This is a genomic window from Luteimicrobium album, from assembly GCF_030161555.1.
Lineage (GTDB): Bacteria > Actinomycetota > Actinomycetes > Actinomycetales > Cellulomonadaceae > Luteimicrobium > Luteimicrobium album.
Window position 1 is genome coordinate 1477001 of the sequence record NZ_BSUK01000001.1, and the last position, 24346, is coordinate 1501346.

22 protein-coding genes, 4 pseudogenes and 1 riboswitch are annotated in these 24346 nt (G+C 74.0%); of the genes and pseudogenes, 13 read left to right on the forward strand and 13 right to left on the reverse strand.

The genetic code is table 11. The annotated features are described in order from the left end of the window. Nucleotides 1-32: 32 nt before the first annotated feature. Entirely contained in the window at nt 33-2039 is a 2007-nt protein-coding gene (locus QQK45_RS07535) for a winged helix-turn-helix domain-containing protein (RefSeq protein WP_284292720.1), read from the reverse strand. Between the two features lie 83 nt (nt 2040-2122). Here QQK45_RS07535 and QQK45_RS07540 point away from each other — a divergent pair, with 83 nt between their 5' ends. Both QQK45_RS07540 and QQK45_RS07545 read left to right on the forward strand, forming a co-directional pair. Then, complete coding sequence (locus tag QQK45_RS07540; protein WP_284292721.1) at nt 2123-2683, forward strand: low molecular weight protein-tyrosine-phosphatase; 561 nt, start codon at nt 2123-2125, stop codon at nt 2681-2683. Between the two features lie 117 nt (nt 2684-2800). Continuing rightward, complete coding sequence (locus QQK45_RS07545; protein WP_284292722.1) at nt 2801-2977, forward strand: YegP family protein; 177 nt, start codon at nt 2801-2803, stop codon at nt 2975-2977. A gap of 95 nt (nt 2978-3072) precedes the next feature. Here the strand turns inward: QQK45_RS07545 and QQK45_RS07550 are convergent, their stop codons facing one another. Beyond that, nucleotides 3073-4656: an MFS transporter gene (locus QQK45_RS07550; RefSeq protein WP_284292723.1), complete on the reverse strand. Its 1584-nt coding sequence runs from the start codon at nt 4654-4656 to the stop codon at nt 3073-3075. 197 nt (nt 4657-4853) lie between these two features. Between QQK45_RS07550 and QQK45_RS07555 the strand changes: the two genes are divergently transcribed. Both QQK45_RS07555 and QQK45_RS07560 read left to right on the forward strand, forming a co-directional pair. Next, on the forward strand, nt 4854-5507 hold the full coding sequence (locus tag QQK45_RS07555; protein WP_284292724.1) for a TetR/AcrR family transcriptional regulator: 654 nt from the start codon (nt 4854-4856) through the stop codon (nt 5505-5507). Nucleotides 5508-5515: 8 nt separating this feature from the next. Then, nucleotides 5516-6721, forward strand: coding sequence for a pyridoxal phosphate-dependent aminotransferase (locus tag QQK45_RS07560; RefSeq protein ID WP_284292725.1), 1206 nt, complete (start codon nt 5516-5518; stop codon nt 6719-6721). 27 nt (nt 6722-6748) lie between these two features. On the opposite strand, the gene QQK45_RS07565 is transcribed toward QQK45_RS07560, so the two are convergent. From QQK45_RS07565 to QQK45_RS23075, 4 genes and pseudogenes are all read right to left on the reverse strand, one after another. Continuing rightward, entirely contained in the window at nt 6749-7066 is a 318-nt protein-coding gene (locus QQK45_RS07565) for a hypothetical protein (protein WP_284292726.1), read from the reverse strand. A 94-nt stretch (nt 7067-7160) separates the two neighbouring features. After that, nucleotides 7161-7346, reverse strand: a complete 186-nt coding sequence (locus QQK45_RS07570) for a hypothetical protein (protein WP_284292727.1) — start codon at nt 7344-7346, stop codon at nt 7161-7163. 263 nt (nt 7347-7609) lie between these two features. Further along, nucleotides 7610-8275 carry a TetR/AcrR family transcriptional regulator gene (locus QQK45_RS07575; RefSeq protein ID WP_284292728.1) on the reverse strand — a complete coding sequence of 222 codons (666 nt, stop codon included), beginning with the start codon at nt 8273-8275 and terminating at the stop codon, nt 7610-7612. 178 nt (nt 8276-8453) lie between these two features. Then, a pseudogene (locus tag QQK45_RS23075) lies at nt 8454-8816 on the reverse strand (MarR family winged helix-turn-helix transcriptional regulator); the annotation flags it as partial. Between the two features lie 26 nt (nt 8817-8842). Between QQK45_RS23075 and QQK45_RS07580 the strand changes: the two are divergent. The 6 genes and pseudogenes from QQK45_RS07580 to QQK45_RS07605 all read left to right on the forward strand — a co-directional run bounded on the left by QQK45_RS07580 (nt 8843) and on the right by QQK45_RS07605 (nt 15970). Further along, on the forward strand, nt 8843-9766 hold the full coding sequence (locus QQK45_RS07580; RefSeq protein WP_284292729.1) for an alpha/beta fold hydrolase: 924 nt from the start codon (nt 8843-8845) through the stop codon (nt 9764-9766). 26 nt (nt 9767-9792) lie between these two features. Beyond that, nucleotides 9793-9902, forward strand: a riboswitch (glycine riboswitch). 194 nt (nt 9903-10096) lie between these two features. Next, nucleotides 10097-13023 (forward strand): annotated as a pseudogene (gcvP, locus tag QQK45_RS07585) (aminomethyl-transferring glycine dehydrogenase). Between the two features lie 96 nt (nt 13024-13119). Further along, the gene (gene gcvT / locus QQK45_RS07590; protein ID WP_284292730.1) at nt 13120-14301 is read left to right on the forward strand and encodes a glycine cleavage system aminomethyltransferase GcvT; all 1182 of its coding nucleotides are present in this window, start codon (nt 13120-13122) and stop codon (nt 14299-14301) included. Nucleotides 14302-14367: 66 nt separating this feature from the next. Then, nucleotides 14368-14745: a glycine cleavage system protein GcvH gene (gene gcvH / locus QQK45_RS07595; protein ID WP_284292731.1), complete on the forward strand. Its 378-nt coding sequence runs from the start codon at nt 14368-14370 to the stop codon at nt 14743-14745. Nucleotides 14746-14747: 2 nt separating this feature from the next. Next, the gene (locus QQK45_RS07600) at nt 14748-15455 is read left to right on the forward strand and encodes a ThuA domain-containing protein (RefSeq protein ID WP_284292732.1); all 708 of its coding nucleotides are present in this window, start codon (nt 14748-14750) and stop codon (nt 15453-15455) included. An 80-nt stretch (nt 15456-15535) separates the two neighbouring features. Further along, a complete protein-coding gene (locus QQK45_RS07605) occupies nt 15536-15970 on the forward strand; it encodes a hypothetical protein (protein ID WP_284292733.1) in 435 nt (144 codons plus the stop codon). On the opposite strand, the gene rlmC is transcribed toward QQK45_RS07605, so the two are convergent. The 5 genes and pseudogenes from rlmC to QQK45_RS07625 form a co-directional block, all read right to left on the reverse strand. After that, on the reverse strand, nt 15948-17096 hold the full coding sequence (gene rlmC / locus QQK45_RS07610) for a 23S rRNA (uracil(747)-C(5))-methyltransferase RlmC (protein WP_284292734.1): 1149 nt from the start codon (nt 17094-17096) through the stop codon (nt 15948-15950). The genes QQK45_RS07605 and rlmC overlap by 23 nt on opposite strands. 271 nt (nt 17097-17367) lie before the next feature. Beyond that, nucleotides 17368-18471, reverse strand: a pseudogene (locus tag QQK45_RS07615) (glycoside hydrolase family 15 protein); the annotation flags it as partial. Nucleotides 18472-18599: 128 nt separating this feature from the next. After that, nucleotides 18600-18971: pseudogene (locus tag QQK45_RS23080) on the reverse strand (trehalase-like domain-containing protein); the annotation flags it as partial. After that, complete coding sequence (locus QQK45_RS07620; RefSeq protein WP_284292735.1) at nt 18968-19384, reverse strand: SDR family oxidoreductase; 417 nt, start codon at nt 19382-19384, stop codon at nt 18968-18970. The pseudogene QQK45_RS23080 and the gene QQK45_RS07620, both read right to left, overlap by 4 nt. Next, the gene (locus tag QQK45_RS07625; protein WP_284292736.1) at nt 19378-20004 is read right to left on the reverse strand and encodes an SDR family oxidoreductase; all 627 of its coding nucleotides are present in this window, start codon (nt 20002-20004) and stop codon (nt 19378-19380) included. The genes QQK45_RS07620 and QQK45_RS07625 overlap by 7 nt, the downstream gene beginning before the upstream one ends. 343 nt (nt 20005-20347) lie before the next feature. On the opposite strand from QQK45_RS07625, the gene QQK45_RS07630 reads away from it, so the two are divergent. Both QQK45_RS07630 and QQK45_RS07635 read left to right on the forward strand, forming a co-directional pair. Further along, a complete protein-coding gene (locus QQK45_RS07630) occupies nt 20348-20581 on the forward strand; it encodes a LuxR C-terminal-related transcriptional regulator (protein ID WP_284292737.1) in 234 nt (77 codons plus the stop codon). 95 nt (nt 20582-20676) lie between these two features. Then, a complete protein-coding gene (locus QQK45_RS07635; RefSeq protein WP_284292739.1) occupies nt 20677-21093 on the forward strand; it encodes an NUDIX domain-containing protein in 417 nt (138 codons plus the stop codon). 33 nt (nt 21094-21126) lie between these two features. On the opposite strand, the gene QQK45_RS07640 is transcribed toward QQK45_RS07635, so the two are convergent. Both QQK45_RS07640 and QQK45_RS07645 read right to left on the reverse strand, forming a co-directional pair. Beyond that, nucleotides 21127-21480 carry a MarR family winged helix-turn-helix transcriptional regulator gene (locus QQK45_RS07640; protein ID WP_284292740.1) on the reverse strand — a complete coding sequence of 118 codons (354 nt, stop codon included), beginning with the start codon at nt 21478-21480 and terminating at the stop codon, nt 21127-21129. A 121-nt stretch (nt 21481-21601) separates the two neighbouring features. Further along, nucleotides 21602-23263 (reverse strand): MDR family MFS transporter, encoded by a 1662-nt coding sequence (locus QQK45_RS07645; RefSeq protein ID WP_284292741.1) that lies wholly within the window; start codon nt 23261-23263, stop codon nt 21602-21604. A 165-nt stretch (nt 23264-23428) separates the two neighbouring features. Here QQK45_RS07645 and QQK45_RS07650 point away from each other — a divergent pair, with 165 nt between their 5' ends. Beyond that, nucleotides 23429-24340, forward strand: a complete 912-nt coding sequence (locus QQK45_RS07650) for an IS5 family transposase (protein WP_284291714.1) — start codon at nt 23429-23431, stop codon at nt 24338-24340. Nucleotides 24341-24346 lie beyond the last annotated feature (6 nt).

Sequence of the window (24346 nt, forward strand, 5' to 3'; positions counted from 1 at the left end):
AGCGGAGCATGAGGGCGGCCCTCATGCGCCGCTCACGCGAGCGGCAGACGCAGGATGGCGCGGAGCCCGCCCGACGGCGCGTCGTCGAGGTCGAGGCTGCCGCCGTTGACGCGGGCCGCCCACGACGCGATCGACAGCCCCGAGCCGGTTCCGGCACGTGAGTCGCCGGTCGTGCCCGCCTCGACCATCCGGGCGCGGTCGGCCGCGGGGATGCCGGGCCCGGCATCCGTCACGACGACGGCGTCGGCCCGCACCTCGACGACGACCGGCGGGCGCCCGTGCCGCAGCGCGTTCTCCGCGAGGTTGCGGACGCCGAGCGCGAGGACGTCCGCGTTCGCCCGTACGACGACGGCGGGCAGCGCGTCGGGCCGGACGGTGACGCGGGCGCTCTCGGGCGTGTCGTCCCGTGGTCCCGTCTCCGTCCCGGCCACCTCGGCGACGACCCGCTCGACGAGCTGGTCGAGCCGGAGCCGTTCGCGCGACAGGTCGGCCGTCCCGACGGCCGCCCGAGCGCGCAGCAGGAGGGCATCCGTGAGCGCGGTGAGCCGCCGCACCTGGCGTCCGGCGCCCTCGACGGCGGCCTGCTGCGTCGCGAGGTCGTCCGGGTGCAGGGAGGCACGGTCGACCTCGAGCTGGAGGACGCTGAGCGGGGTCCGGAGCTCGTGGGCGGCGTCGACGAGGAACCGTTCCTGCGACGCGAGCCCCGGACCGCGGGCCGCATCGCACGGCCGGAGACGACGTGGCCCAGCAGGCTCGCCGCGACCACGAGCAGCATGCTCCCGAGCAGCAGCCGGTTGCGGAGCGCCGCGTGCTCCGCCGCCCCCGGCACGGTACCGCCGACGAGCAGCACGGCGCCGACCGGCGTCGACGACGTGATCTTCGTCGAGTCGAAGACCGGCGCCGCCGCCCAGTGCAGCGTCGGCCCGCGCTGCTGCGCCGCCACGAAGCCCGTCACGCCCGCGTCCTTCTGCTGCGCGGCGAGGACGCGCCGCAGCTCGTCGTCCGTGGGCAGGGCGTCCTGGTCGGGCTCCGCATACTCGATCGACGACGGCGTGACCACGCCGAGCACCGACGTCGTCCGGCCGACCTGGGTAGCGTTGAGGCGGCCGAGGTCGAGCGTGCCGTCGTCGCCGATGCTCACGAGCTCCGAGAGCGACCCAGCCTGCTGGCGCAGGCCCTCGTCGAACGCCTTCGTCTGTGCGGACGTGTCGACGCGCAGCGCGATCGCTACGAGCACGCCCAGGCACACGGCGGTGGTCGCCGCGAAGACGACGGTCGTCGTCCAACGGATCCGGCTGATCCGCCGGCGCGCCGAGCCGAGCGCCGGGTCCGCGGTCGCGCCGGTCATCGCCGGGCTCGCTCCGGGGAGCGGCCGGGGCGTCGTCGGCCAACCGGTACCCGACGCCCCGCACGGTCTCGATGAGGTCCGGGTCGCCGAGCCGCCGACGGAGCTGGCCGACCAGCACGTCCACGACGTTGGACGACGGCTCCGTCAGCTCGTCCCAGCACCGCTCGACGAGCTCGGTGCGCGTCACGACCTCGCCTGCGTGCTCGAGGAGCACCTCGAGCACCGCGAACTCCTTGGGCGTAGGGCTCAGGAGGATGCCGTCGAGGGTCAGCCGGTGCCGCACGACGTCGAGCTCGAGCCGTCCGCTCGTGAGGACCCGCGCCCGTTCGGTGCCCTGGCGGCGGGCCAGGGCCCGGATGCGCGCGACGAGCTCGGGCAGCGCGAACGGCTTCACGACGTAGTCGTCGGCGCCGTGCTCGAATCCCGCGACCCGGTCGGCCACCTGCCCGCGTGCCGTGAGCAGCAGGACCGGCGTCGCGACGTCCCGGCGACGCAGCCGGTCGACGAGGTCGAGCGCGTCGCCGTCCGGCACCGCCCGGTCCAGGACCAGGACGTCGTGGTGCGACGTGGCCACCAGGACGTCGGCGTCGGCGATGGTCGTGACGTGGTCGACGACGAAGCCCTGGTCGCGCAGCGCCGCCACGAGCGCGGGTGCGAGTTCGGCGTCGTCCTCGAGGAGCAGCAGCTTCACGCGGACCGACTCTACGACGGTGTCCCGCTCGCCGAGGCGAACGCCCGGGCCGACGCCTCACGGACCCTTGGCAGGATGGACGCATGGCTGCCCACGACCCCTACCGCGTCATGACCGTCTGCACCGGGAACATCTGCCGTTCGCCGATGGCCGAGGTGGTGCTGCGCGCCCGGTTCGACGCGGCCGGGCTCGGCGATCGGGTCCTGATCGACTCGACGGGCATCAGCGACGAGGAGCAGGGCCGGCCCATGGACCGGCGGGCCGTGGCGGTCCTCGAGGCGCACGGCTACGACCTGGCGGGGCTCGCGGGACCCGCGGGACCGCACCGGGCGCGGCAGGTGCGCGCGTCCGATCTGGCCGCGCGCGACCTCGTGCTCCCCATGACCGTGCTGCACGAGCGATCCCTGCGCCGCCTCGTGCGGTCCGAGGGCGCCGTCGACGACGGACGCGTCCGGCTCTACCGGACGTTCGACCCGGCAGCCCCGAAGGTCGACCCGGACGGGCCGGACGGTTACCGCCTCGACATCGACGACCCCTGGTACGGCGACCGCGAGGACTTCGAGTCGTGCCTGGCCCAGGTCGAGGCCGGTGCCGACGGGGTGGTCGCGTACGTGGAGGGCGAGCTGCGCCGTCGGGCGGGGTGAGGTGGCCGCCGGCTCGCCGCGCGCGATCCCGCCGTCGGGAGAACACTTTCTTACACCGGGACAAGGCGCCCCGGCGGTCGTCGGACCGCGTCGCGAGCAGGACCGATGGAGGCCCTCGTGAAGTTCACCATCCAGAAGAGCGAGAAGACCGGGCAGTACTGGTTCCGGATCGTCGCCAGCAACGGCAACATCCTGGCCAGCAGCGAGCAGTACGCCCAGAAGTCCTCCGCGGTGTCCGCGGTGGAATCGATCAAGCAGCGGGCAGGAGACGCCGAGGTCGTCGACGAGACCTGACGACGCTCCGGGACGACGCGCGGGCCGTGCGGCCGGATCTCTCCGGTCGCACGGCCCGCTCGCGTGGTGCCCGTCGTGTCGGGTGGCCGACGGCGTCAGGCCTCCGCGGGACGGCCGACCGCCTCGGCCATCTCCTCCTCGAAGAGCGCCGCGGCGTCCTCGGGAGCGACGATCCGCGGTCCGTCGACGTCGGACTCCGCGGGTCCGGCCACGGTGGCCGGAGCGTGCGCGGCCTGCGGGGCGCGGGACCGCACCGCGACGGCGAGCAGCAGGACGGTCGCCGCGAGCAGGATCGCGGACGTCAGGAACGCCCGGTCGGCTCCCACGACGAACGCGTGCTGCGCGATCGCCGCGGCGTCCGACCCCTCGGGGGCGGCGTGCTGCGTGGCGGTCGTCGCGACGGTGACGAGCACGGCGAGGCCGAGCGAGCCGCCGACCTGCTGCATGACGTTGACCAGGCCGGACGCCGCGCCGGCGTCCTTGGGGTCGACGCCCTGCAGCGCGATCGCGGTCAGCGGCACGAACGCGAGCCCGTTGCCCATGCCGAAGAGCAGGAGCGGGACCAGGATCGCGACGTACGACGAGTCCGCGCCGAGCCGCGAGAGCACGAGCAGCGCCACCGTGGACAGGCTCAGGCCTACCAGGAGGAGCGGCTTCGGTCCCACGCGCACGACGAGGGCTGCGCTGACCCGCGAGAACCCGAACAGCATGACGGTGAGGGGCAGGAACGCGAGACCGGTCACGATCGGCGTGTAGCCCAGGACGTCCTGCAGGAAGAGGGTCAGGTAGAAGAACATCCCGAACATCCCGCCGACGAGCAGGATCCGCCCGACGTACGAGGCGGCACGTGTCCGGTCGGCGAAGAGCTTGAGCGGCGTGATGGGCGCCGGGGCACGCAGCTCGACCAGCACGAACGAGAGCAGCAGCACGCCGCCGAGGACGAACGCCAGGACGGTCTCGGGGTCGCTCCAGCCGTCGCTCGCGGCGCGGATGAAGCCGTACACGACCGCGCTCATGCCGAGGGTCGAGGTGGCGGCGCCCATCAGGTCGAACTTGCCGCGCTGGCGCGGGGTCTCGGGGAGCACGGCCCGCGCGAGGAAGATCAGGCCGATGCCGATGGGGACGTTGACGAACAGGACCCAGCGCCAGGAGACCCACTCGGTGAGCAGGCCGCCGGCGATGAGGCCGACCGCCGAGCCGCCGATCGAGACCGCGGCGTAGTAGCCGAGCGCGCGGGCGCGCTCACGACCCTCGGGGAAGCGCGCCATGAGCAGGGCCAGGCCGGACGGGGCAGCGAAGGCCGCACCGATTCCCTGGACGACGCGGGCCGTGAGCAGCTCGCCGGGCCCCTGGGAGAATCCGCCCGCGAACGAGGCGAGCGTGAACAGGCCGATGCCGAGCAGAAGCGTGCGACGTCGGCCGAGGATGTCGCCGGCTCGTGCGCCGAGGAGAAGGAGCCCGCCGAACGCGAGCGTGTAGGCGTTGAGGACCCAGGACAGGCTCGCGGCCGAGAAGCCGAGGGCCTTCTGGATGTCGGGGAGCGCGACGTTCACGATGGTCGCGTCCAGCACGATCATGAGCTGGGTGGTGAGGATCGCGGCCAGCACCAGGGGTGAGGAGTGGCCGCGCCCCGCGGCTGCGGGAGCCGCTGGGGAGAGGGTGGTCGAGGGTGAGGACACGTCTGGCCTCCACGAAGTAGGATGGAAAGTGGAAGGAGCCTCCGGTAGACACCTAGGACTATACGGAGGGTTCCTCCGGTTGTGCAAGAGGTAATCGAGAACAGCGCGGGTCCACCCGTTTCCCCGCCCCGGGAACGGGCGAGTATCGTCACGGCGTACGAGGCCGCAACGGTGCGGTTCGCGCGAAGGAGGTCACCGTGGGAACGCAAGCGACGGACGGGCGGACGTCTGGCTCCGACCAGCCGTGCCGCCCGCTGCGAGCCGACGCTGCCCGCAACCGCGAGAAGCTGCTCGAGGCCGCCACCGAGGTCTTCGCCGAGCACGGCACCGAGGGTTCGCTCGAGGAGATCGCCCGCCGTGCGGGCGTCGGGGTCGGCACCCTCTACCGGCACTTCCCCACGCGTGCGTGCCTCGTCGAACAGGTCTACCGGCACAGCGTCGACGAGGTGTGCGCGGCCGCGCCCCGCCTGCTCGAGCAGCTCGACCCGTTCGACGCGCTCGCCACCTGGGTCGACGGCTTCGTGGGCTACGTGAGCCGCAAGAAGGGCATGACGTCCGCGCTCCGCGAGGCCATGGGCCCCGACTCCGACGCCATCTTCGCCGACGTGCACGAGCGCCTCGAGGGCGCCGCGTCGCTGCTCCTGGGCGCCGCTCAGCAGGCGGGCATGGCCCGCACCGACGCCGAGCCGCTCGACATCCTGCGCAGCGTCTCCGGCATGTGCATGGCGGCCGCCGCGTCTCAGGACCCCGAGCGGACCAAGCGCGTGCTGGCGCTCGTCCTCGACGGGCTCCGGTACGGGGCGCCCGCCGCGGAGGCGTCGCCGCGCACCGAGAACCTCGCGTCCGTCTGACCCGCCGCGTGAAGGTCTCGCAGCGCTCGCACGTCCCGGCCTTCGCCGTCATGGAGGTGCTGGCGGCCGCCAACGCCCGACGCGCGGCGGGCGAGTCCGTCCTCAACCTGTGCGCCGGCGAGCCGTCGTCGGGCGCGGCCGAGCCCGTGCGCGAGCGGGCCGTCGAGATCCTCCGCTCGGGCGACCTCGGCTACACCGAGGCCCTCGGAGCACCCGGCCTGCGCGAGGCGATCGCCGGCCACTACCGCCGCTGGCACGACGTCGACGTCTCGCCGGGCCGGGTCGCTGTGACCACCGGCAGCTCGGGCGGGTTCCTCCTCGCGTTCATCGCGGCGTTCGACGTCGGCGACCGGGTGGTTCTCGCCCGGCCCGGCTACCCCGCCTACCGGAACATCCTCACGGCCCTGGGCTGCGACGTCGTCGAGCTCGACTGCGGGCCCGCCACGCGCTACCAGCCGACCGTCGATCAGCTCGACGCACTCCAAGCCCAGGCCCCCGTGGCCGGGCTGGTCGTCGCGAGCCCCGCGAACCCGACCGGCACCATGATCGAGGCCGCCGAGCTCGAGGCGCTGTCACGCTGGTGCGCGGCGCACGGCGTGCGGCTCGTCTCCGACGAGATCTACCACGGCATCACCTACGGCGGGCCGGCCGTCGCGACCGCGGCCACCCACCTCGACGACGGTGCGATCGTCGTCAACTCGTTCTCCAAGTACTGGGCCATGACGGGCTGGCGGCTCGGCTGGCTCGTCCTGCCGGACGACCTCGTGGGTGCCGTCGACGCGCTGGCCAGCAACGTCGCGCTCTGCCCTCCCGCGCTCGCGCAGCACGCCGCGATCGCCGCGTTCACCGAGGAGGCGTACGACGCGGCGGCCGCCAACGTCGCGACCTACGCGACGTCGCGCGCGCTCCTGCTCGAGCGCGCCGGGGACCTGGGCTGGGATCCGATCGCCCCCGCCGACGGCGCGTTCTACCTCTACGGCGACGTCTCACGGTTCCTCTCGGCCGGGCCGGGTGACGGCAGGCCTGCCGACTCGGTGGCGTACTGCGAGCGGCTGCTCGCCGACACCGGTGTCGCACTCACTCCGGGCACCGACTTCGACGGCGTCCGAGGCGGCTCGTGGGTGCGGCTGAGCTTCGCCGCGGCGCCCGCGACCGTCGCCGAGGCGGTCGACCGCGTCGTGGCGTGGCAGCGGGGGCTGGCCGACGGGAGCTGAGTCCCCACGTACCGGCCCAGCGCGGGCTCAGCCGTCGCGCGGCTCCGGGCCTGGCCCGGGCGTGTGCCCGTGGTCGGCGGCGTGCTTGGCGATGTGCTCCTTGCGGACCTCAGCCACCTCTTCCTCGGGCTCCCCGAGGTCGGCACCGTCGGGCCCCGGGCCCGGCGTCCGGCTCTGCTGGTCGGCGAGCTCGGCAGCCCGCTTGGCGACCTCCTCGGACGTCTCCCCGAGGTCCTCGCCACGCGGCCCCGGGCCGGGGGTGGCGCCGTCGTCCTCGCCCGTGAAACCGTCGCGCCCGGAGACCAGGCCGGAGGTGTCGTAGTCGTCGCTGGGCGTCGTGGTCATGTCGTCCTCCTACGTCGCTGCAGGGGATCACGGGTGGACCCTCCACTCGATTGTGACGCCGAGCGCGGCCTCCGGCCACCGTTCGGCCGCGTGCTCACGCGGACGTCACACGCGACGTGGTGCGCCGCTGGGTCACCTGCCGTGAGGCCGTGGCCGCGAGGGACCGCCGGTTGTCGATCGAGCGGCCGATGTCGCGTGCCAGCGCGGGCTTGCGGCGCACGAGCGTGTCGAGCGTCTCGACCGACATCGCGACGACGGTCACGTCGGTGACCGCGAGCACGCTCGTGAGCGACCGCTGCCGTCACCACGGTGACCGCGCCGCCGTCGCCCGGATCCGACGGCGGCGAAGGTGTCGTCGGGGACCGCTCCCTCGATCTCGCGGTCGCGCTCGCGGGTGCCGGTGTCGGGCTGCGACATGCCGCGCTCTCCTCCCCTGGTGCTCCCACACGACGCGTGGGCTTCTCTTAGGAGGATGCTCTTAGGGCCGTGGTCGTGCCACAGGAACGTCGCCGCGGACGACGGACCGCCGCGGCCGGTCGTGTGTCACGGCGCCTGAAGGACGGCGACGCCGACGGCGACCATCTCGCGGACGACGTCGTCGAGCGAGATCTTCTCGAGCAGGTCGAGCTCCTGGTCGCGCTCCCATGCGCCCAGGACGGTGACGACGTACCGCGAGTAGCCCGACACGCGCACCAGCGCGTGCGCGCTCAGGCCGCCCGTGATGAGCGCCGCCATGCGGTACAGGAGGTCGATCGTGGTCTCGAGCGGGACCTCCATGTCGTCGTAGCGCTTGACGTCCGCCTCGATCCACTGCACGAACTGGAGGGGCCGGGCCGCGAGCACGGCGTCCGTGTACCGGGCCCAGTAGCTCGGCTCGTGGCTTCGCAGGTGCTCCGCGAACGGCTCGACGTACGCGCGGACGAGCGTCTCGGCGTCGCGCACGCGCCCGGTCGCCTCCGCCGTGGCGACCAGGGCCGCCCGGTGCGCGTTGATCGGCTTGGAGCGCCAGTAGTAGACCGTGTCGAGGAGCCCCTCGTAGGTCCCGAAGTGGTAGGCGATGGCCGAGTGGTTGCGGTGCCCGGCCTCCCGTGTGATCGCCGCCGACGTGGCGCCCCGGAGCCCGGCGCGCTCGACGGTGCGCTCGGCCGCCTCCATCAGGCGGAGCTGGGGCTCGGTCGGGCTGACGACCGGGATGTCGACGCGCGGCATTCCCCGATCGTAGTGGTCCGCGTCTGGCGTCAGCGCCCTCGGTCGCCCCTCTCGACGATCGTCGTGAGGGCCGTGCGGAGCTGTGCGACGCCGTCCGGCCCGAGCATGTCGTCGAGCCAGACCTCGTACCCCCGACGATCGCCGCACCGTCCGCCAGGGCGCGGCTGCCGGTGGCCGTGGGCCGGTAGAGCTTGGCGCGTCCGTCCGTCGGGTCGGGCTCGAGCTCGAGGTACCCGCGGGCGACGAGGCGACCCGCCAGCTCGGCGGTGGCCTGCTTCGTCCGGCCGACGCGGTCGACCAGGGTTGCGAGGCGGGTGCCCTGCGCGTCCACGGCGTTGAGCACCGACGCGTGCGCCGCGCCGAGGTCGTCGTAGCCCGCGTCGCGCAGCGCCAGGTCGAGGTGGCGGACCAGGGTCTGCTGGGCCATGCGCATCAGGTCGCCGAGCGTGCGGTCGCCGAGGGCGGTGTGGCCGGGCGGGCACCACGGGTCCGCGGTAGTCAGGTCCTTGACGACCTCGTCGCTGCTAGGCAAGATGGTCATGTACCTGACTATATCGGAGGCGGATCGTGACCGAGCGCATCGACGAGCAGCACACGGAGCTCCCGCACGTCGCGGGGGTCCGGCACCGGTGGGTCGACGTCCGCGGGGCGGCGGTGCACGTCGCCGAGGCCGGGCCCGACGACGCACCGGTCGTCCTCCTCCTGCACGGGTTCCCCCAGCACTGGTACGCCTGGCGCGGGGTGGTGGACGACCTCGCGCGGGACCGCCACGTCGTCGTGCCCGACCTGCCCGGCTTCGGCTGGAGCGAGCCCGCGACGCACGGCTGGACGACGACCGAGCGCGCCCGCGACACCGTCGCCCTGCTCGACGCGCTCAGCCTGACCGGGCCCGTGGACGTCGTCGGGCACGACTGGGGTGCGTGGCTCGCGTTCCGCGTCGCGCTCGACGCGCCCGAGCGCGTGCGTCGGCTCGTCGCGGTGTCCGAGCTGCACCCCTGGCCGCTCCAGCGACGGCTCGTCCCGCGGCTGTGGCGGATGTGGGTCACCGCGCTGTTCGAGGTCCCGGGCCTCGGTTCGGCAGTCGTGCGGCGGCGTGGCGTCGTGCGGTGGTTCCTGAGCCGCGACGCGCGCGACCGCGCCGTCTGGACCGACGAGCTCGTCGACGTCTACGCGAACGTCGCGGCCCGCCCGGACGTCGCGCACGCCGGACGGCGCCTGCACAGCGCGTTCGTGCTCCACGACATCGCCCGGATGGTCCTGCGGCGCGACGGGCGCCGTGCCTACGACGTCCCGACCCTCATGGTCGCGGGCGACCACGACGCCTACATCCCGCCCGCTCTCGTGGCCCCGCCCCGGTCGCGAGCCGACGTCGTGCAGGCGCGGACCGTGCCCGGCGGGCACTTCCTCCTCGACGAGAACCCGGGCGCCGTCGTCGCCGCCGTCCGCGACCACCTCGCCGCCCGGGAACCCGCGCCCGCGCGGGTACGATGAGCGCACAACTTCAGCTTCACGCCACTCGAACCGTGTCGGGAGAGTCCGCGCGTCGTCCGCCCCGGCGGAGGCCGCCGGACGCCGAAGGAGCAAGTCCTCCCCGGAATCTCTCAGGCCCCCGTACCGACACGGCGAGGCAACTCTGGAAAGCGGTGCGCGCGTGCGCGCACCCACCGACGGTGCAAGTCGGCGCGCCCCGGGCGGGACCATCCCGCGAACGGCGGACCGGCAAAACTCTCAGGTGGACGCTTCGCGTCCGGTGACAGAGCGGGGAGGGCCCAGCCCACCGGTCCGGCCGTCGCGTCGGACCTCGCCCGCCCGGAGCACACCGTGAACGAGCAGCACATACCTGCGGCCTTCGACCGCGACCACTTCGCGACCCGGCACATCGGCCCGCGCGGCGTCCGGACGGGCGTCGAGGCGGCCGCCGACGGCACGCCCGGCGACGTCGTCCGGATGCTTGCCGTGCTGGGGCAGCCGTCGCTCGACGCGCTCGTCGACGCCGCGATCCCCGCCTCGATCCGCGAGCACGCCCCGCTCGACCTGCCGGCGGCGCGCACCGAGACCGAGGTCACGGCCGACCTGCGCCGGATCGCAGCGAAGAACGTCGTCAAGACGCAGATGATCGGGCTCGGCTACTACGGCACGACGACGCCCGCAGTGATCCGCCGCAACGTCCTCGAGTCGCCGGGGTGGTACACGTCGTACACGCCGTACCAGGCGGAGATCTCGCAGGGCCGGCTCGAGGCGCTGCTCAACTTCCAGACCGTCGTCGAGGACCTCACGGGCCTCGCCATCGCGAACGCGAGCCTGCTCGACGAGGCCACCGCGGTCGCCGAGGCCGTCGCGCTCATGTTCCGCGCCCACAAGACCGGGTCGAAGGGCGCGCGCGGAGCCGCCGGCGGGACCGTCGTGCTCGACGCCGAGCTGTTCCCGCAGACCCTCGCCGTCACGCAGGGGCGGTCCGACGCCGCGGGGCTGCACGTCGTCGTCGCCGACCTGACCGACGGCCTCCCCGAGGTCGAGGGCGACCTCGTCGGGGTCGTCCTGCAGCAGAGCGGGACGTCGGGCGTCGTGCGGGACCTGCGTCCGCTCGTCGACGCGGCGAAGGAGCGCGGCGCGCTCGTGACCGTGGCCGCCGACCTCCTCGCGCTCACGATGCTCGTCTCGCCCGGCGAGCTCGGTGCGGACGTGTCGGTCGGCTCGGCGCAGCGCTTCGGGGTCCCGTTGTTCTACGGCGGCCCGCACGCCGCGTTCATGGCCGTCCGTTCGGGTCTCGAGCGGTCGCTGCCGGGGCGCCTCGTCGGGGTGTCGGTCGACGCCGACGGCGCCCCCGCCTACCGCCTCGCCCTCCAGACGCGTGAGCAGCACATCCGCCGCGAGCGGGCGACGTCGAACATCTGCACCGCGCAGGCGCTGCTCGCGATCGTCGCGTCGATGTACGCGGTCTACCACGGCCCGCGCGGGCTCCGGGCGATCGCCGAGCGCGTGCACTCGCGCGCGGCGGCGTTGGCGGCAGGCGCACGGGCGGCCGGGCTGACGGTCGTGCACGACGCGTTCTTCGACACCGTCCGCCTGCACGTCCCGGGCCGCGCGGCGGCGCTCGTCGAGGCCGCCTGCGAGGCGGGCATCAACCTCTACGCCCCCGACGCCGACCACGTCCAGGCGTCCTGCGACGAGACGACGACCCCGGAGACGATCGCCACGCTCCTCCGCGTGCTCACGGGTTCGGCGCCGGCCGACGTCGCCGCGGACGCCGGGCTGCCGGCGTGGGCGCTCCGCACGACCGAGTACCTCACGCACCCGGTCTTCTCCGCGCACCGCTCGGAGACGTCGATGCTCCGGTACCTCCGAGCGCTGTCCGACAAGGACCTCGCGCTCGACCGCACGATGATCCCGCTGGGCTCGTGCACGATGAAGCTCAACGCGACCGTCGAGATGGAGCCGATCTCCTGGCCGGAGTTCGCGGACGTGCACCCGTTCGTCCCGGCCGACCAGGCGACGGGGTACCGCGAGCTCGTCGAGACGCTCGAGGGCTGGCTCGCGGAGATCACCGGGTACGCCGGGGTGTCGGTGCAGCCGAACGCCGGCTCGCAGGGCGAGTTCGCGGGCCTGCTCGCGATCCGCGGGTACCACCGGTCGCGCGGCGACGACGGCCGCGACGTCGTCCTCATCCCGGCGTCGGCGCACGGCACCAACGCGGCTTCGGCGGCGCTCGCGGGCCTGCGCGTCGTCGTGGTCGCGACGGCGGAGGACGGGTCGATCGAGCTCGACGACCTGCGCGCCAAGCTCGACCAGCACGGCCCCCAGGTGGCCGGGATCATGATCACCTACCCGTCGACGCACGGCGTCTACGAGGCGCACGTCCGCGACGTCTGCGCTCTGGTACATGACGCCGGTGGCCAGGTGTACATCGATGGAGCGAACCTCAACGCCCTCGTCGGGGTGGCCCGCCCGGGCCGGTTCGGCGGCGACGTCTCGCACCTCAACCTGCACAAGACGTTCTGCATCCCGCACGGCGGCGGCGGCCCGGGCGTGGGCCCGGTCGCGGTGGCCGAGCACCTGGTCCCGTTCCTGCCGGGCAACCCGCTCGACGGCGGGGCCCAGGGCGGTGTCCCGGTGTCCGCGGCGCCCTACGGGTCCGCGGGGATCCTGCCGATCTCCTACGCGTACGTCGCGCTCATGGGCCCGGACGGGCTGACGGCCGCGACCGAGGGCGCCGTGCTGAGCGCCAACTACCTCGCGGCGCGGCTCCGCGAGCACTTCCCCGTGCTGTACGCGGGCCCCGACGGCCTCGTCGCGCACGAGTGCATCCTCGACCTGCGCGACATCACCAAGCGCACGGGCGTGACCGCCGAGGACGTCGCGAAGCGGCTCATGGACTACGGGTTCCACGCCCCGACGCTCGCGTTCCCCGTGCCGGGCACGCTCATGGTCGAGCCGACCGAGTCGGAGGACCTCGCGGAACTCGACCGGTTCGTCGACGCGATGGTCGCGATCCGGGGTGAGGTCGACGCCGTCGAGCAGGGCCGGTGGGCCGTCGAGGAGTCGCCGCTCCGGGGCGCCCCCACACGGCCGGCGCGCTGCTCGCGGGCGACTGGGACAAGGCGTACTCGCGCGAGGAGGCCGCGGCCGTCGTCGGGCACCCCGGGCGGGCGATGACGAAGTACTGGCCGCCGGTCCGCCGGATCGACGGCGCCTACGGGGACCGGAACCTCGTGTGCGCGTGCCCGCCGGTCGAGTCCTTCGCCGACTGACCCCGACGTAGTTCGGCCGCCGTACTACTTCGCGGGAGTCGGGCGTTCGCAGCGCCCACCCAGCGACTAGCCTCGAGACGACGAGAGAGGAGACCGATGACGACCTCCGTAGAGACCCCCGACGACGCCGCGACGACCGAACCGCGGCACACGCCGCTCCACGACGAGCACGTCGCGCTCGGTGCCACGCTCACCGAGTTCGGCGGCTGGCTGATGCCGCTCCGGTACGCGAGCGACCTCGCCGAGCACCGTGCCGTGCGGTCGGCGGCGGGCCTGTTCGACCTGTCGCACATGGGCGAGATCCGCCTCCGCGGCCCGGAGGCGGGCACCGCGCTCGACGTCGCCCTCGTGGGCTGGCTGTCCCAGGTCCAGCCGGGCCGGGCGCGCTACTCGATGATCACGAACGAGTTCGGCGAGGTGATCGACGACCTCGTCGTGTACCGGCTCGCGGACGACGACTTCATGGTCGTCGCGAACGCGTCGAACGCCCCGGTCGTGGCGCGCGAGCTCGTGAGCCGCGCGGCCCCTTTCGACGTCGAGGTCACGGACGAGTCGGAGGCGACCGCGCTGATCGCGGTGCAGGGCCCGCTCGCGGAGCAGATCGTCACCGGGCTCGCCGCGGGCGACGCCGACAAGGTCCGCGCGCTGAGGTACTACGCGAGCGTCCCGGCGACGGTCGCGGGGGTCGAGGCGCTCGTCGCCCGTACCGGGTACACGGGCGAGGACGGGTTCGAGCTCTTCGTCCCGGCCGACCACGCGGTCGCGCTGTGGCGCTCCCTGCTCGGCACGGGCGCCGAGGACGGCCTGGTCCCCGCCGGCCTCTCGGCGCGCGACTCGCTCCGCCTCGAGGCCGGGATGCCGCTCTACGGGCACGAGCTCGACCTCACCACCACCCCCTACGACGCGGGCCTCGGGCGCGTGGTGCGCCTCGACAAGACCACCGACGACGGCGCCGTCCTCGACTTCGTGGGCCGCGCGGCCCTCGCGTCGCGTCGGGCCTCCGAGCCGGCCCGCGTGCTTGTGGGCCTGGGCGCCGCGGGCCGCCGGGCCGCACGCGAGGGCGACCACGTCGTCGTGCGGGGGCACGTGCCCCAGATCGTCGTGGGGACGGTGACGAGCGGTGCGCCGTCGCCGACGCTCGGCCACGCGATCGCCATGGCGTACGTGACCCCGGAGGTGTCGGCGGTCGGGTCCGAGCTCGCCGTCGACGTCCGCGGGCGCGAGGAGCCGATGGAGGTCGTCGAGCTGCCGTTCTACCGTCGTCCCGAGAAGGCCTGACGGGCGCCTCCCGCCCACGAACCCCCGACCTCAGACCCGCTGAGCCGACCACCGGAAGGACTACCCATGGCCGACGCGACTTTCCCCGCGCAGCTCCAGTACACCGTCGAGCACGAGTGGCTCGACGGCTCCGACCCGGCGGTCGTCGGGATCACCTCGACCGCTGCCGAGGCGCTGGGCGACATCGTCTACCTCGAGCTCCCCGCGGTCGGTGACGACATCACGGCCGGCACCGTGATCGGCGAGATCGAGTCGACCAAGTCCGTCTCGGAGCTCTACTCGCCCGTCACGGGCACGGTCGTGGCGGTCAACGACGCCGCGGTCGACGACCCGTCGCTCGTGAACTCCGACCCGTTCGGCGAGGGCTGGCTGCTCAAGGTCGACGTGAGCGAGGTCGGCCCGGTCCTGACGGCCGAGGAGTACCAGGCCCAGGTCGGGGCCTGAGCGTGCGCGCCGCGGGCCGGCGGGCGCTCGTGCTCGCCGGCCGCGGCCGGTACGAGGACCCGTGGCACGACACCGCCGCCACGTCCCACGAGGTCGCGACGGCGCTCGGCGAGGTCGGCGTCGCCGCGGAGGTCCGCGGGACGTTCACGGGCGCGTTCGGCGACCTGGCCGCGTTCGACCTCGTGGTCGTGAACGCCTGCTCCGCGCGTCCCGCCCCTGATGGTGAGATCGACGGGGACGACGACGCCTGGGGCGACGCGCTCACCGCCCTGGGCGCGTGGGCGTCGTCGGGCGGGCGGCTGCTCGCGCTGCACCAGGCGGCGAACGCCTTCCAGGACCGCCCGGCGTGGGCTAAGACCTGGCACGGCATGCTCGGCGGGAGCTGGGTCCCGGGACGCTCGATGCACCCCGAGCGCGGGCCGGGGACGTTCGACGTCCGCGACCTCGCGCACCCGGTGACGCGCGGGCTCGCCGGCCCCGACGCGACCCTCACCGCCGACGACGAGCGCTACTCCTACCTCGACGTGGCGCCCGAGGCGCACGTCCTCGTGACCCAGCGCCACGACGACGTCGACCACCCCGTGGTCTGGACCCACGACGCGCACGGCGGGCTCACGGTCTACGACGCGCTCGGTCACGACGCGCGCGCCTACCGCGAGCCCGTCCGGCGCCGGCTGCTGCAGCGCGAAGCGCTGTGGGTGCTGGGCTGAGGGTCGTCGTACCGAGGCCGTGCCCTACGGGCCGCGGCGTGCCACGATGGAGGCACACCGGCTCGGGGGAGGACGGAACCATGACGCCCGAAGGCGGACGCCGACGCTCCACGGTGCTCACGTGGGCGATCGTGTCCGCGACCGTCGTCGTGTGGCTCGGGCTCCTCGTCTGGACCCGGGACCAGGACGGCAGCGTCTGGGGCGCGGTCGCGTCGTTCTTCCTCTACGGCGTCTTCGCCGTCGCGGTGGTCTGGCGGGTCGTCCGCGAGGCCGTGCGCAAGGACCCCGCCCCCGTGCGCCGCGTCGTCGGCCCCGGGATGCAGGGGCTGGGCGAGGTCCAGGACATCTACCTCGGGCGCAAGCCGCTCCCGCCGCCCGTCTACGCGGCGCCCGAGGGCGTCGTGGCGGAAGCGGTCGTCGACCGCCCCGACCCGCTCGACGCGGACGTGTGGGTCGTCCGGTCCGACGGCTCGTGGACGCCCCGCGGCGGGGTCAGCGGCGGGTCAGCCGCGTGACGACCTCGTAGTGGTGCGTCTGCGGGAACATGTCGAGCGGCCGCACGTGCGTGGGACGCAGCGACGGCATCGCCGCCAGGTCCCGGGCGAGCGTCACGGCGTTGCAGCTCGAGTAGACGACGTCCCGGACCCCTGACGCCTCGAGCCAGCCCGCGAGCTCCGACCCGATCCCGCGCCGGGGCGGGTTGACCACCACGAGGTCGGGGACGTCGTCGGGCGCGGACGCGAGCGCGAAGCTCGTGGCGTCGTCGGCGACGAACCGCATGCCCTCCAGTCCCGCGTCGCGGGCCGTGAGCGCGGCGCTCGCCACGGCCTCCCGGCTGGTCTCGACGCCCACGACCTCGCGACCCGGCGCGGCGCAGTGCAGCGCGAACCCGCCGACGCCGCAGTACAGGTCCCACAGGCGCGCGGGCGCGGCCTCGTCGACCCAGGCGGCGACCTGGTCGTACAGCGCCTGCGCGACGAGGGTGTTCGTCTGGAAGAAGCTCTGCGGCCGCAGGTGGAGATCGAGCCCGCCGACCCGCATCTCGAGCGTCTCCCGCTCGGTCAGCACGATCTCGAGGTCGCCCTCGAGGATAGCCTTGTGCTCCGGCTGGACGTTCACCGACGCGACCGCGAGTCCCGGCAGCGCCCCGCGCAACCACCCGAGGTGCTTGCGGATGCGGGCGACCGGCTCTTGCGAGCGCAGCACCCACCGCACCATGACCTCGCCCGACGGCGCCTGGGTCACGATGACGTACTTGAGCTCGCCGCGCCGCGTGGGGACGTCGTAGGGGACGAGGCCGGCCCGGGTCACGAACGCGGCGAGCGGCCCGAACGCCGCCTGGAGGCTCACGGGGTAGAGCCCGCAGTCGGTCAGGTCGACCCCCGTCGCACCCGAGTGGTCGCGGTGGTCGAGGATCCCCAGGACGGGCGCGTCGACGGAGCCCGTCACGACCATCTTCGCCTTATTGCGGAAGCCCGACTCGGGTCCGACGAACGGCTCGAGCCACACGGCCTCCCCGCCGCCGACGGCGTCCAGCAGCTCCCGGCACCGCGCCACCTTGTCCATGACCTGCGTCGCGTACGGCTGCCCCATGAGCGCGCACGACCGGCACTCGCCGGCGTCGAAGTGGGGGCACTGCACGCACCGAGCCTACGGGCGCTCCGCCCACCGTCCGAAGCTCACGCCGGCGGACGCGCCAGGCGCTGCGCCGTCTCGAGCAGCGTCGCGTGCACGAACGCCTGCGGCAGGTTGCCGCGGAGCCGCCGCTCGGCGACGTCGTACTCCTCGGCGAACAGGCCGGGCGGGCCGCACGCGGCGGCCGTCCGCTCGAACCAGCGGAACGCCTCCGCCAGGTCGCCCTCGTACCACCAGGCCAGCGCCGTCGTGAAGCCGCAGAGCAGGAACGCTCCTCGGCCTCGCCCAGCGGACGCTCGTCGGGGGCGAACCGGTAGACGAAGCCGTCGCGGGCCAGCTCGGACACCACGGCCCGCAGGGTGGCGCGGGTGCGCGGGTCGTCGGCCGGCAGCGCGCCACGCACCGGCGCGAGCAGCAGGCTCGCGTCGGTGCCCGCCGCGCCCGGGCTCCGGGCCCACGCGCCGTCGGGCCGCAGGCACCGCTCCGAGGTGCGCGCGAGGATCGTGTCCGCGAGCGTCGCGAGCTCCCCGCCCCGGTGGCGGTCGCTCACCGCCGCGGCGGCCCGCAGGCCCGCGACGACGGCGAGCCGGGACTGGGACCACCAGTCGTCGTCGAGCTCCCAGATCCCCGCGTCGGGCTCGTCCCAGCGGTCCCGTGCGACCTCGCACATGAGCTCCAGCGCGCGCCGTCCGTCGCCGTCGAGGTGGTCGAGAGCCGCCGCCCGGGCCAGGAGCAGGAGCACCTCGCCCACCGTGTCGAGCTGGAACTGGTCGACCACGTGGTTCCCGACGACGTCCGAACCGCCGGGGTAGCCGAGCAGGTCGAGCCGGCGCTCGCGGGGCAGGTCGGCGCCGTCGACGGTGTACGCGGGGGCGGGGGCGGGCCCGTGCTCGAGGATGCGGGCGACCGCGTAGGCCACGGCGTCGTCGAGGAGCGGGTGCGGCTCGTCGACGGCGGCGGCGTGCCCCGCGTACGCCTGGTCGCGCAGCCAGACGTACCGGTAGTCGTAGTTGCGCCCGCCGCCGGCGCGCTCCGGGAGCCCCAGGGTCGCGGCCGCGACCATGCCGCCGCCCGGCACCGTGAGGCCGCGGAGCACCGCGTAGGCGTGCCGCGCGTCGCGGGGGCTGACCGTGTCCTCGAAGGGCGGCACCATGGCCGCCCACCATTGCGCGGTGGTGTCCCAGAGTTGCGCCGCCGACGGCGGCTCGCTCTCGTCCCGGTCGAAGGGCCGGTCCGACACCTCGAGCAGCAGGTCCCGGTGCTCACCCGCGGCGAGCGTCGTCTCGACCACGAACGTCCCGCGCCAGGGCCCGGACCGGGGCCGGGTCGCGTCGTCGGCCCCCACCAGCGGAACCACAGGTCGCCCACCCGCCCGCTCCATGCGCGCCCCCAGGCCCGGCCCGTGCCCTCCGGCCGCCGGACGTCGCGCGGACGGTCGGCGCCGAAGTGCGCCCGGAGGTCGAGGACGATCCGCAGGGGGACGTCCTCCGTGTCCGCGCGGACGCTCCGCAGGAGCCTCACGACGTGCGGGTCGCCGGGCGCGACGAGCGCGTCCCGTCCGGCGATCGTCGCTCCGGCCGTGATCCAGCGCGCGCCCCACACGAGCGTCCCCGGTTCGTACGACCCGCCCGCCACGTACGGGACGAGCGGCGTCACGGCGTAGACGCCCTCCCCGCCGACGAGAGCGGACAGCACTGCGTCGTCGTGCCAGGTCGGCGCGCACAGCCAGACGAGGTCGCCGCGCGGCCCGACGAGCGCGCCGCGGTGGCCGTCCCCGAGGAACGCGTAGTCGCGCTGCGGGTGCGGACCGTAGTGCTCCCACGCGCGCGGTTGCGAGGGTGCTGCGCCGCGGCGGGCCGGGGGCCCGGAGCGGGGGCTCACGAACGGCCCGCCGCCCGCGCGGACGCGAGGCCGGCCAGCGTCGCCACCGCCCCCGCCGCCGTGAGCTCGAGCACCCGGCGGTGCCGCGTCGCCCAGGCCTGCACGCTCGAGCCGTGGGCACGATCGTCGAAGATGCCGTGCGCCCCGAAGTCGCGGCCGTCCTGCCCATCGGCGGCCTCCCACAGGTTGGCCGGCTGGTCGGGCGAGCGCGGGTCCGCCGTCTGCTGCGAGTCGAAGCCTGTGCGCGCGAGGTACCGGTCGAGGAGCCCGGGCACGACGGCGTTGAGCCCGATCGTCCCGGCCGTGCTGGCACCGATCCACCACTCCCGACGCTGCGGGTGGTCTACGGCCCACGCGACCGCGCGCGCCGCGACCTCGGGCTGGTAGATCGGGGGACCGGCTGCGCCTACCATGGTAGCCGCGACAGCACCCACGAGAACTGCGGCGTGTTCACCGCGGGCATCTGGACCATGGTGATCCGCACGCGGGACCTCTCGTGCAGCAGCTTGCAGCGCACCGACTCCGTGAAGCCCTGGATCGCGTGCTTCGCGCCGCAGTAGGCGCTCTGCAGCGGGATCCCGCGGTAGGCGAGGGCCGATCCCACCTGCACGCCGACGCCGCGGTCGCGCGGCCGCATCCGGCGCAGCGCGGCGAGGGTCCCGTAGACGTAGCCGAGGTAGCTCACCTCGGTGACGCGCCGGAACTCGTCGGGGGCGATCTCGTGCGCCGGCGCGAACACGGACGTAAACGCGACGTTGACCCAGGTCTCGATCGGTCCTGCCTCGTCCTCGACGCGCTGGGCGGCCGCCTCGACGGCGTCCGCGTCGGACACGTCGACCTCGACCACGAGCGGTTGCCCGCCGGCGGCCGCGACGTCCCGGGCTGCCGCCTCCAGCCCGACCCGGCCTCGCGCGAGCAGCGCTACGGTGCCTCCCCGCCGCGCCAGCTCGACGGCGGTCGCCCGCCCGATGCCGGCGCTCGCCCCCGTCACGACGACGGTCCCACGGCCCTGCGGCGCGCTCCCGGTCGACATGCCTCGATTACAGGCACGAGGGCGCACCCCTCGCACGACGGCGGCCGTGCGAGGAGCAGGGAAACCGTCGCCGAACCGTGACCTCGCGCGGTTGCGGGCTCGTCCGCGGGCCCGGAGACTGGCGCTGCGATCACCGGTCGCTCCGGCGGTGTCGCCGGGTGCCGGGGTCACAACTGCAGATCGCACGGACCCCCACGCAGGGCCAGTGAGCGCCGCGACAGACCGCTCGAAAAGAATCTTCGCGAACTCGCGTCATGAACCCACGTGTCCTCCGTCTCTCCATGTACCAACACCGTTCGGTCCCGGACGCACCCCGAGGACCGGGGAACACCTGGAGGATCAGATGAGCATCATGGAGATGACTCGACCCGACGCCGACCTCGCGAGCACCCTGACGCGCCGCGAGCGCGTGGTGCTGTCTCACCTCTCGGAGGACGTGACGCTCGAGCAGGTCGCGACCCAGCTCTTCGTGACGCGCAACACCGTCAAGTCGCAGGTCCGCTCGCTGTACCGCAAGCTCGGGGTCTCGACGCGCGCCGAGGCGCTCGAGTACGCCCGCCGCGTCGGCCTGCGCTGACCACCCACGGCCCGTCGTCGGGCGCCCGCAACGCCGCGGACGCACGACGGGCCGCAGCACCCGAGGCGGACGGCTCCGGGTGGGAGACTTCCGTCATGGAACCCCGCCGCCTGGTCGTCGCCGCCGCGATCGTGGACGACGTCGCCGCCCCGAGCGTGCTCCTCGCGGGCCGGCGGACCTGGCCGGCGGAGCTCGCGGGCCGGTGGGAGTTCCCCGGAGGGAAGGTCGACGAGGGCGAGGACCCGGTCGCAGCGCTGCACCGGGAGCTCGCCGAGGAGCTCGGGGTGGTGGCCGAGCTCGGTCCTGAGTTCACCACGCCCGACGGCGGCGCCTGGCCGATCACGCCCCGTCACGTCATGCGGCTGTGGCTCGCCCGCGTGGTGTCGGGCGAGCCGGCACCGATCGAGGTCCACGACCAGCTCCGGTGGCTGCCGCGCGGGTCGTGGCTCGACGTGCCCTGGCTGGACGGCGACGTCCCGATCGTCGAGGCCCTGGTCGCGCGTTTCCCGTGAGCCCGTCGTCGCACCGGGACGAGGCCGGGGCTTTTAGCGCAGCGCGTCGTTGAGGCGCGCCAGGGTGACGGCGAGGTCGGTGAGCTCGTGGTCCGACCAATCCGCGAAGCTCGCACCGAGCGCCGTCTTCCGACGTTCGCGCTGCGTCGCGACCCAGCCCTCCCCGAGCTCCGTGAGGCCGAGGATGTGCGCGCGGCCGTCGTCCGGGTCGGGGCGGCGCGCGACGAACCCGAGACGTTCGAGGCAGGCGAGCTGGCGTCCGACGGTCGGCTTCCCGACGCCGAAGTGCTCCGCGAGGTCGCTCGGCCGGCTCTCCCCGGCCTCCGCGAGCCGGACGAGCAGGCTGTAGGCGGCGGCGTCGACGCCGCGGTGGACCTGCTCCGCCATCCGGCGGGAGGCCCCCGGGTGCGGCGGACGAGCATCGCGAGCTCGCGCTCGACGGCGTCGATGCCCGCCTCGTCCGTCGCCTCCGGGTGTGCCGCCCCGAGGACCGCTCCCGCGATCGCCGTCAAGGTCGCGCGGCCTGCACGGCCGGGGTCGCCAGCCGCTCGGAGCCGGCGTCCGCGCCGGTGAGGTCGTCGTCGAGCAGGACGACCCCGGCGTCGGCGGCGAGCTCCTCGAGGGGCGCTGCGGCGTTCGCCGTCCGCAGCGGGACCTCCTTGATGAAGAGGATCGCGACGAGCCCGAGCAGGACCACCGGCGCCGACCACAGGAAGACGTCGGCGACGCCGTGCCCGTAGGCGGCCTCGACGACGCCGCGCACGGGCTCGGGGAGCGTCGAGACCTTCGGTACCGTGCCGGACGACGTCGCCCCGGCACCCACCCCGATCCCCTCGAGCCCGCTGGTGATGTAGGTGATGACGTGGTGCGCGAGCAAGGCACCGAGGGCGGACACGCCGACGGCGCCGCCGAGGGTCCGCATGAACGCGACGAGCGCGCTCGCCGAGCCCAGCTCGCTGCGGGCGACCTGGTTCTGCACGGACAGGACGAGGTTCTGCTGGGTCATCCCGAGCCCGGCCCCGATGAGGAACATGTAGACCGCGAGCAGCCCGTAAGCGGTGCCGACCCGTGCCGTTCCCATGAGCGCCAGGCCCGCGACCGTGAGGACTCCGCCGAGCACGAGCACGCCCTTCCAGCGGCCGGTCCGGCTGATGAACTGCCCGGAGAGCAGCGAGATCGCCGCGAGCCCGATGATCATCGGGAGCGTCAGCAGGCCCGCCTCGGTCGGGGAGTCGCCGCGGGCGAGCTGGAAGTACTGGCTGAGGAACGTGGTGCCCGAGTACATGGCGACGCCGATGAGGAGCGACGCGACGACGGCGAGCGCGATGGACCGGTTCGCGAACAGGTGCAGCGGCACCATCGGTTCCTTCGTCCGGCGCTCGACGACGACGAACGCGAGCCACAGGAGCGCCGAGCCGCCGAGCATGGCGGCGGTCTGCCAGGAGAGCCAGTCGTACTTGGAGCCGGCGAAGGAGATCCAGACGAGGAGCAGGGACGCCGCTGCGGTGACGAGCGTGGCGCCCGTCCAGTCGATCTTCACGGCGCGCTTCGTGGTCGGCAGGTGGAGCGTGCGCTGGAGCACGACGAGGGCGACGACGGCGAACGGCACCCCGACGTAGAAGCACCAGCGCCAGCCGAGCCACGAGGTGTCGACGATCGCGCCGCCGATGAGTGGGCCGGCGATCGTGCCGAGCGCGAAGACGCCGCCCATGTAGCCCGAGTACCGCCCGCGCTCACGGGGCGGGATCATCGTCGCGATGATCGTCTGGACGAGTGCGGTCATGCCGCCCGCACCGATGCCCTGGATGGCCCGCGCGGTGATCAGGGTGCCCGCGTTGTGGGAGAGCCCGGCGAGGCAGGACCCGAGCACGTAGATCACGAGGCCGAGCTGGACGAGCAGCTTCTTGCTGAACAGGTCGGACAGCTTGCCCCAGACCGGCGTCGAGACGGTCATGGCGAGCAGCGTCGCGGTGATGACCCAGGTGTACGCGGTCTCGCTGGCGTGCAGGTCGGAGATGATCGTCGGCAGCGCGTTGGAGACGACGGTGGACGACAGGATCGCGACGAACAGACCGAGCAGGAGGCCGCTCAGGGCCTCGAGGATCTGCTTGTGCGTCATCGGCTGGTCGTCGTCGTGCGCGTGTCGCGACGACGTGGACGCCTGGGGCATGGGGGTTCCTTCGGGGCGGGCGGCCGCGGCGTCCGCGCACCGGCGGTCGCCCCGGGCGCGTCGCCCGGCCCTGGGGATGATTGCGTTGTGCAACCATAGGGCAAGTCATTGCGCAGAGGCAACTAGGGCCTGTTTCGGAATTGTGATGTGACCTGCGGTTTCGTCATGATTGAGGTCGTGGGCGATGGGCCGGGGCGGCATGATCTGAGCGATGAGGCGTGGGCGGTGCTGGCGCCGTTGCTGCCGGTCAGGGCGCGTGGACGCAAGGCGCGGTTCTTGCGTCGGCAGATCGACGGGATCCGGTTCCGGGTCCGCACGGGGTGCCCGTGGCGGGACGTTCCTGGCGACCGGTACGGGCCGTGGGGTAGCTGCTATCGCCGGTTCCGGGACTGGCAGCGCGACGGGACCTGGGGGCAGGTGATCGACCGGTTGCGCACGATCAGCGACGGGGCCGGGCTGATCGGGTGGGACCTGAACATCGACTCCACGATCGCTCGCGCTCACCAGCACGCCGCCGGTGCTCGCCGTGACCCGCAGGCGCAGACCGAGCCGCCGGGCGCCGAGCCGGTCGACCACGGGCTGGGGCGTTCCCGGGGCGGGTGGACCACGAAGGTGCACGCGGCCGCCGAGCAGGGGCAGAAGCTGATGGGCATGGTCGTCACGGCCGGGCACCGCGGCGACAGCCCGCAGTTCGCGCCCGTGCTCGCCACCGTCAAGGTGGCCCGTCCCGGTGGGGTCGGTCGCCCGCGCACCCGCCCGGACCGAGTCCGCGCCGACCGGGCGTACACCTCGGCCACCAACCGGGCCCTGCTGCGTGCCCGTGGGATCGCCGCGACGATCCCGGAGAAGGTCGATCAGCAGGCCAACCGCAAGAAGAAGGGCTCGGCCGGTGGGCGACCGCCGAAGGTCGACTTCACCGACTACAAGCTGCGGTCCGCGGTCGAGTGCATGTTCAACCGCCTCAAGCGGTGGCGGGCGGTGGCCACCCGGTTCGACAAGCTCCAGGTCCGCTACGAGACCACCGTGACCGTTGCCGCGATCGACGACTGGGTGGCCGCGATCGTCCGGGCCGCCTGAGCGCTG

Bases quoted from the DNA above. Each gene is read 5' to 3' on its own strand.
- QQK45_RS07635 (WP_284292739.1), top strand. From the start codon at position 20,677: ATGGAACCCCGCCGCCTGGTCGTCGCCGCCGCGATCGTGGACGACGTC.
- QQK45_RS07575 (WP_284292728.1), bottom strand. From the start codon at position 8,275: ATGCCGCGCGTCGACATCCCGGTCGTCAGCCCGACCGAGCCCCAGCTC.
- QQK45_RS07565 (WP_284292726.1), bottom strand. From the start codon at position 7,066: ATGACCACGACGCCCAGCGACGACTACGACACCTCCGGCCTGGTCTCC.
- QQK45_RS07645 (WP_284292741.1), bottom strand. From the start codon at position 23,263: ATGCCCCAGGCGTCCACGTCGTCGCGACACGCGCACGACGACGACCAG.
- QQK45_RS07650 (WP_284291714.1), top strand. From the start codon at position 23,429: ATGATTGAGGTCGTGGGCGATGGGCCGGGGCGGCATGATCTGAGCGAT.
- QQK45_RS07630 (WP_284292737.1), top strand. From the start codon at position 20,348: ATGAGCATCATGGAGATGACTCGACCCGACGCCGACCTCGCGAGCACC.
- QQK45_RS07540 (WP_284292721.1), top strand. From the start codon at position 2,123: ATGGCTGCCCACGACCCCTACCGCGTCATGACCGTCTGCACCGGGAAC.
- QQK45_RS07605 (WP_284292733.1), top strand. From the start codon at position 15,536: ATGACGCCCGAAGGCGGACGCCGACGCTCCACGGTGCTCACGTGGGCG.
- QQK45_RS07620 (WP_284292735.1), bottom strand. From the start codon at position 19,384: ATGGTAGGCGCAGCCGGTCCCCCGATCTACCAGCCCGAGGTCGCGGCG.
- gcvH (WP_284292731.1), top strand. From the start codon at position 14,368: ATGGCCGACGCGACTTTCCCCGCGCAGCTCCAGTACACCGTCGAGCAC.
- QQK45_RS07625 (WP_284292736.1), bottom strand. From the start codon at position 20,004: ATGTCGACCGGGAGCGCGCCGCAGGGCCGTGGGACCGTCGTCGTGACG.
- QQK45_RS07640 (WP_284292740.1), bottom strand. From the start codon at position 21,480: ATGGCGGAGCAGGTCCACCGCGGCGTCGACGCCGCCGCCTACAGCCTG.
- gcvT (WP_284292730.1), top strand. From the start codon at position 13,120: ATGACGACCTCCGTAGAGACCCCCGACGACGCCGCGACGACCGAACCG.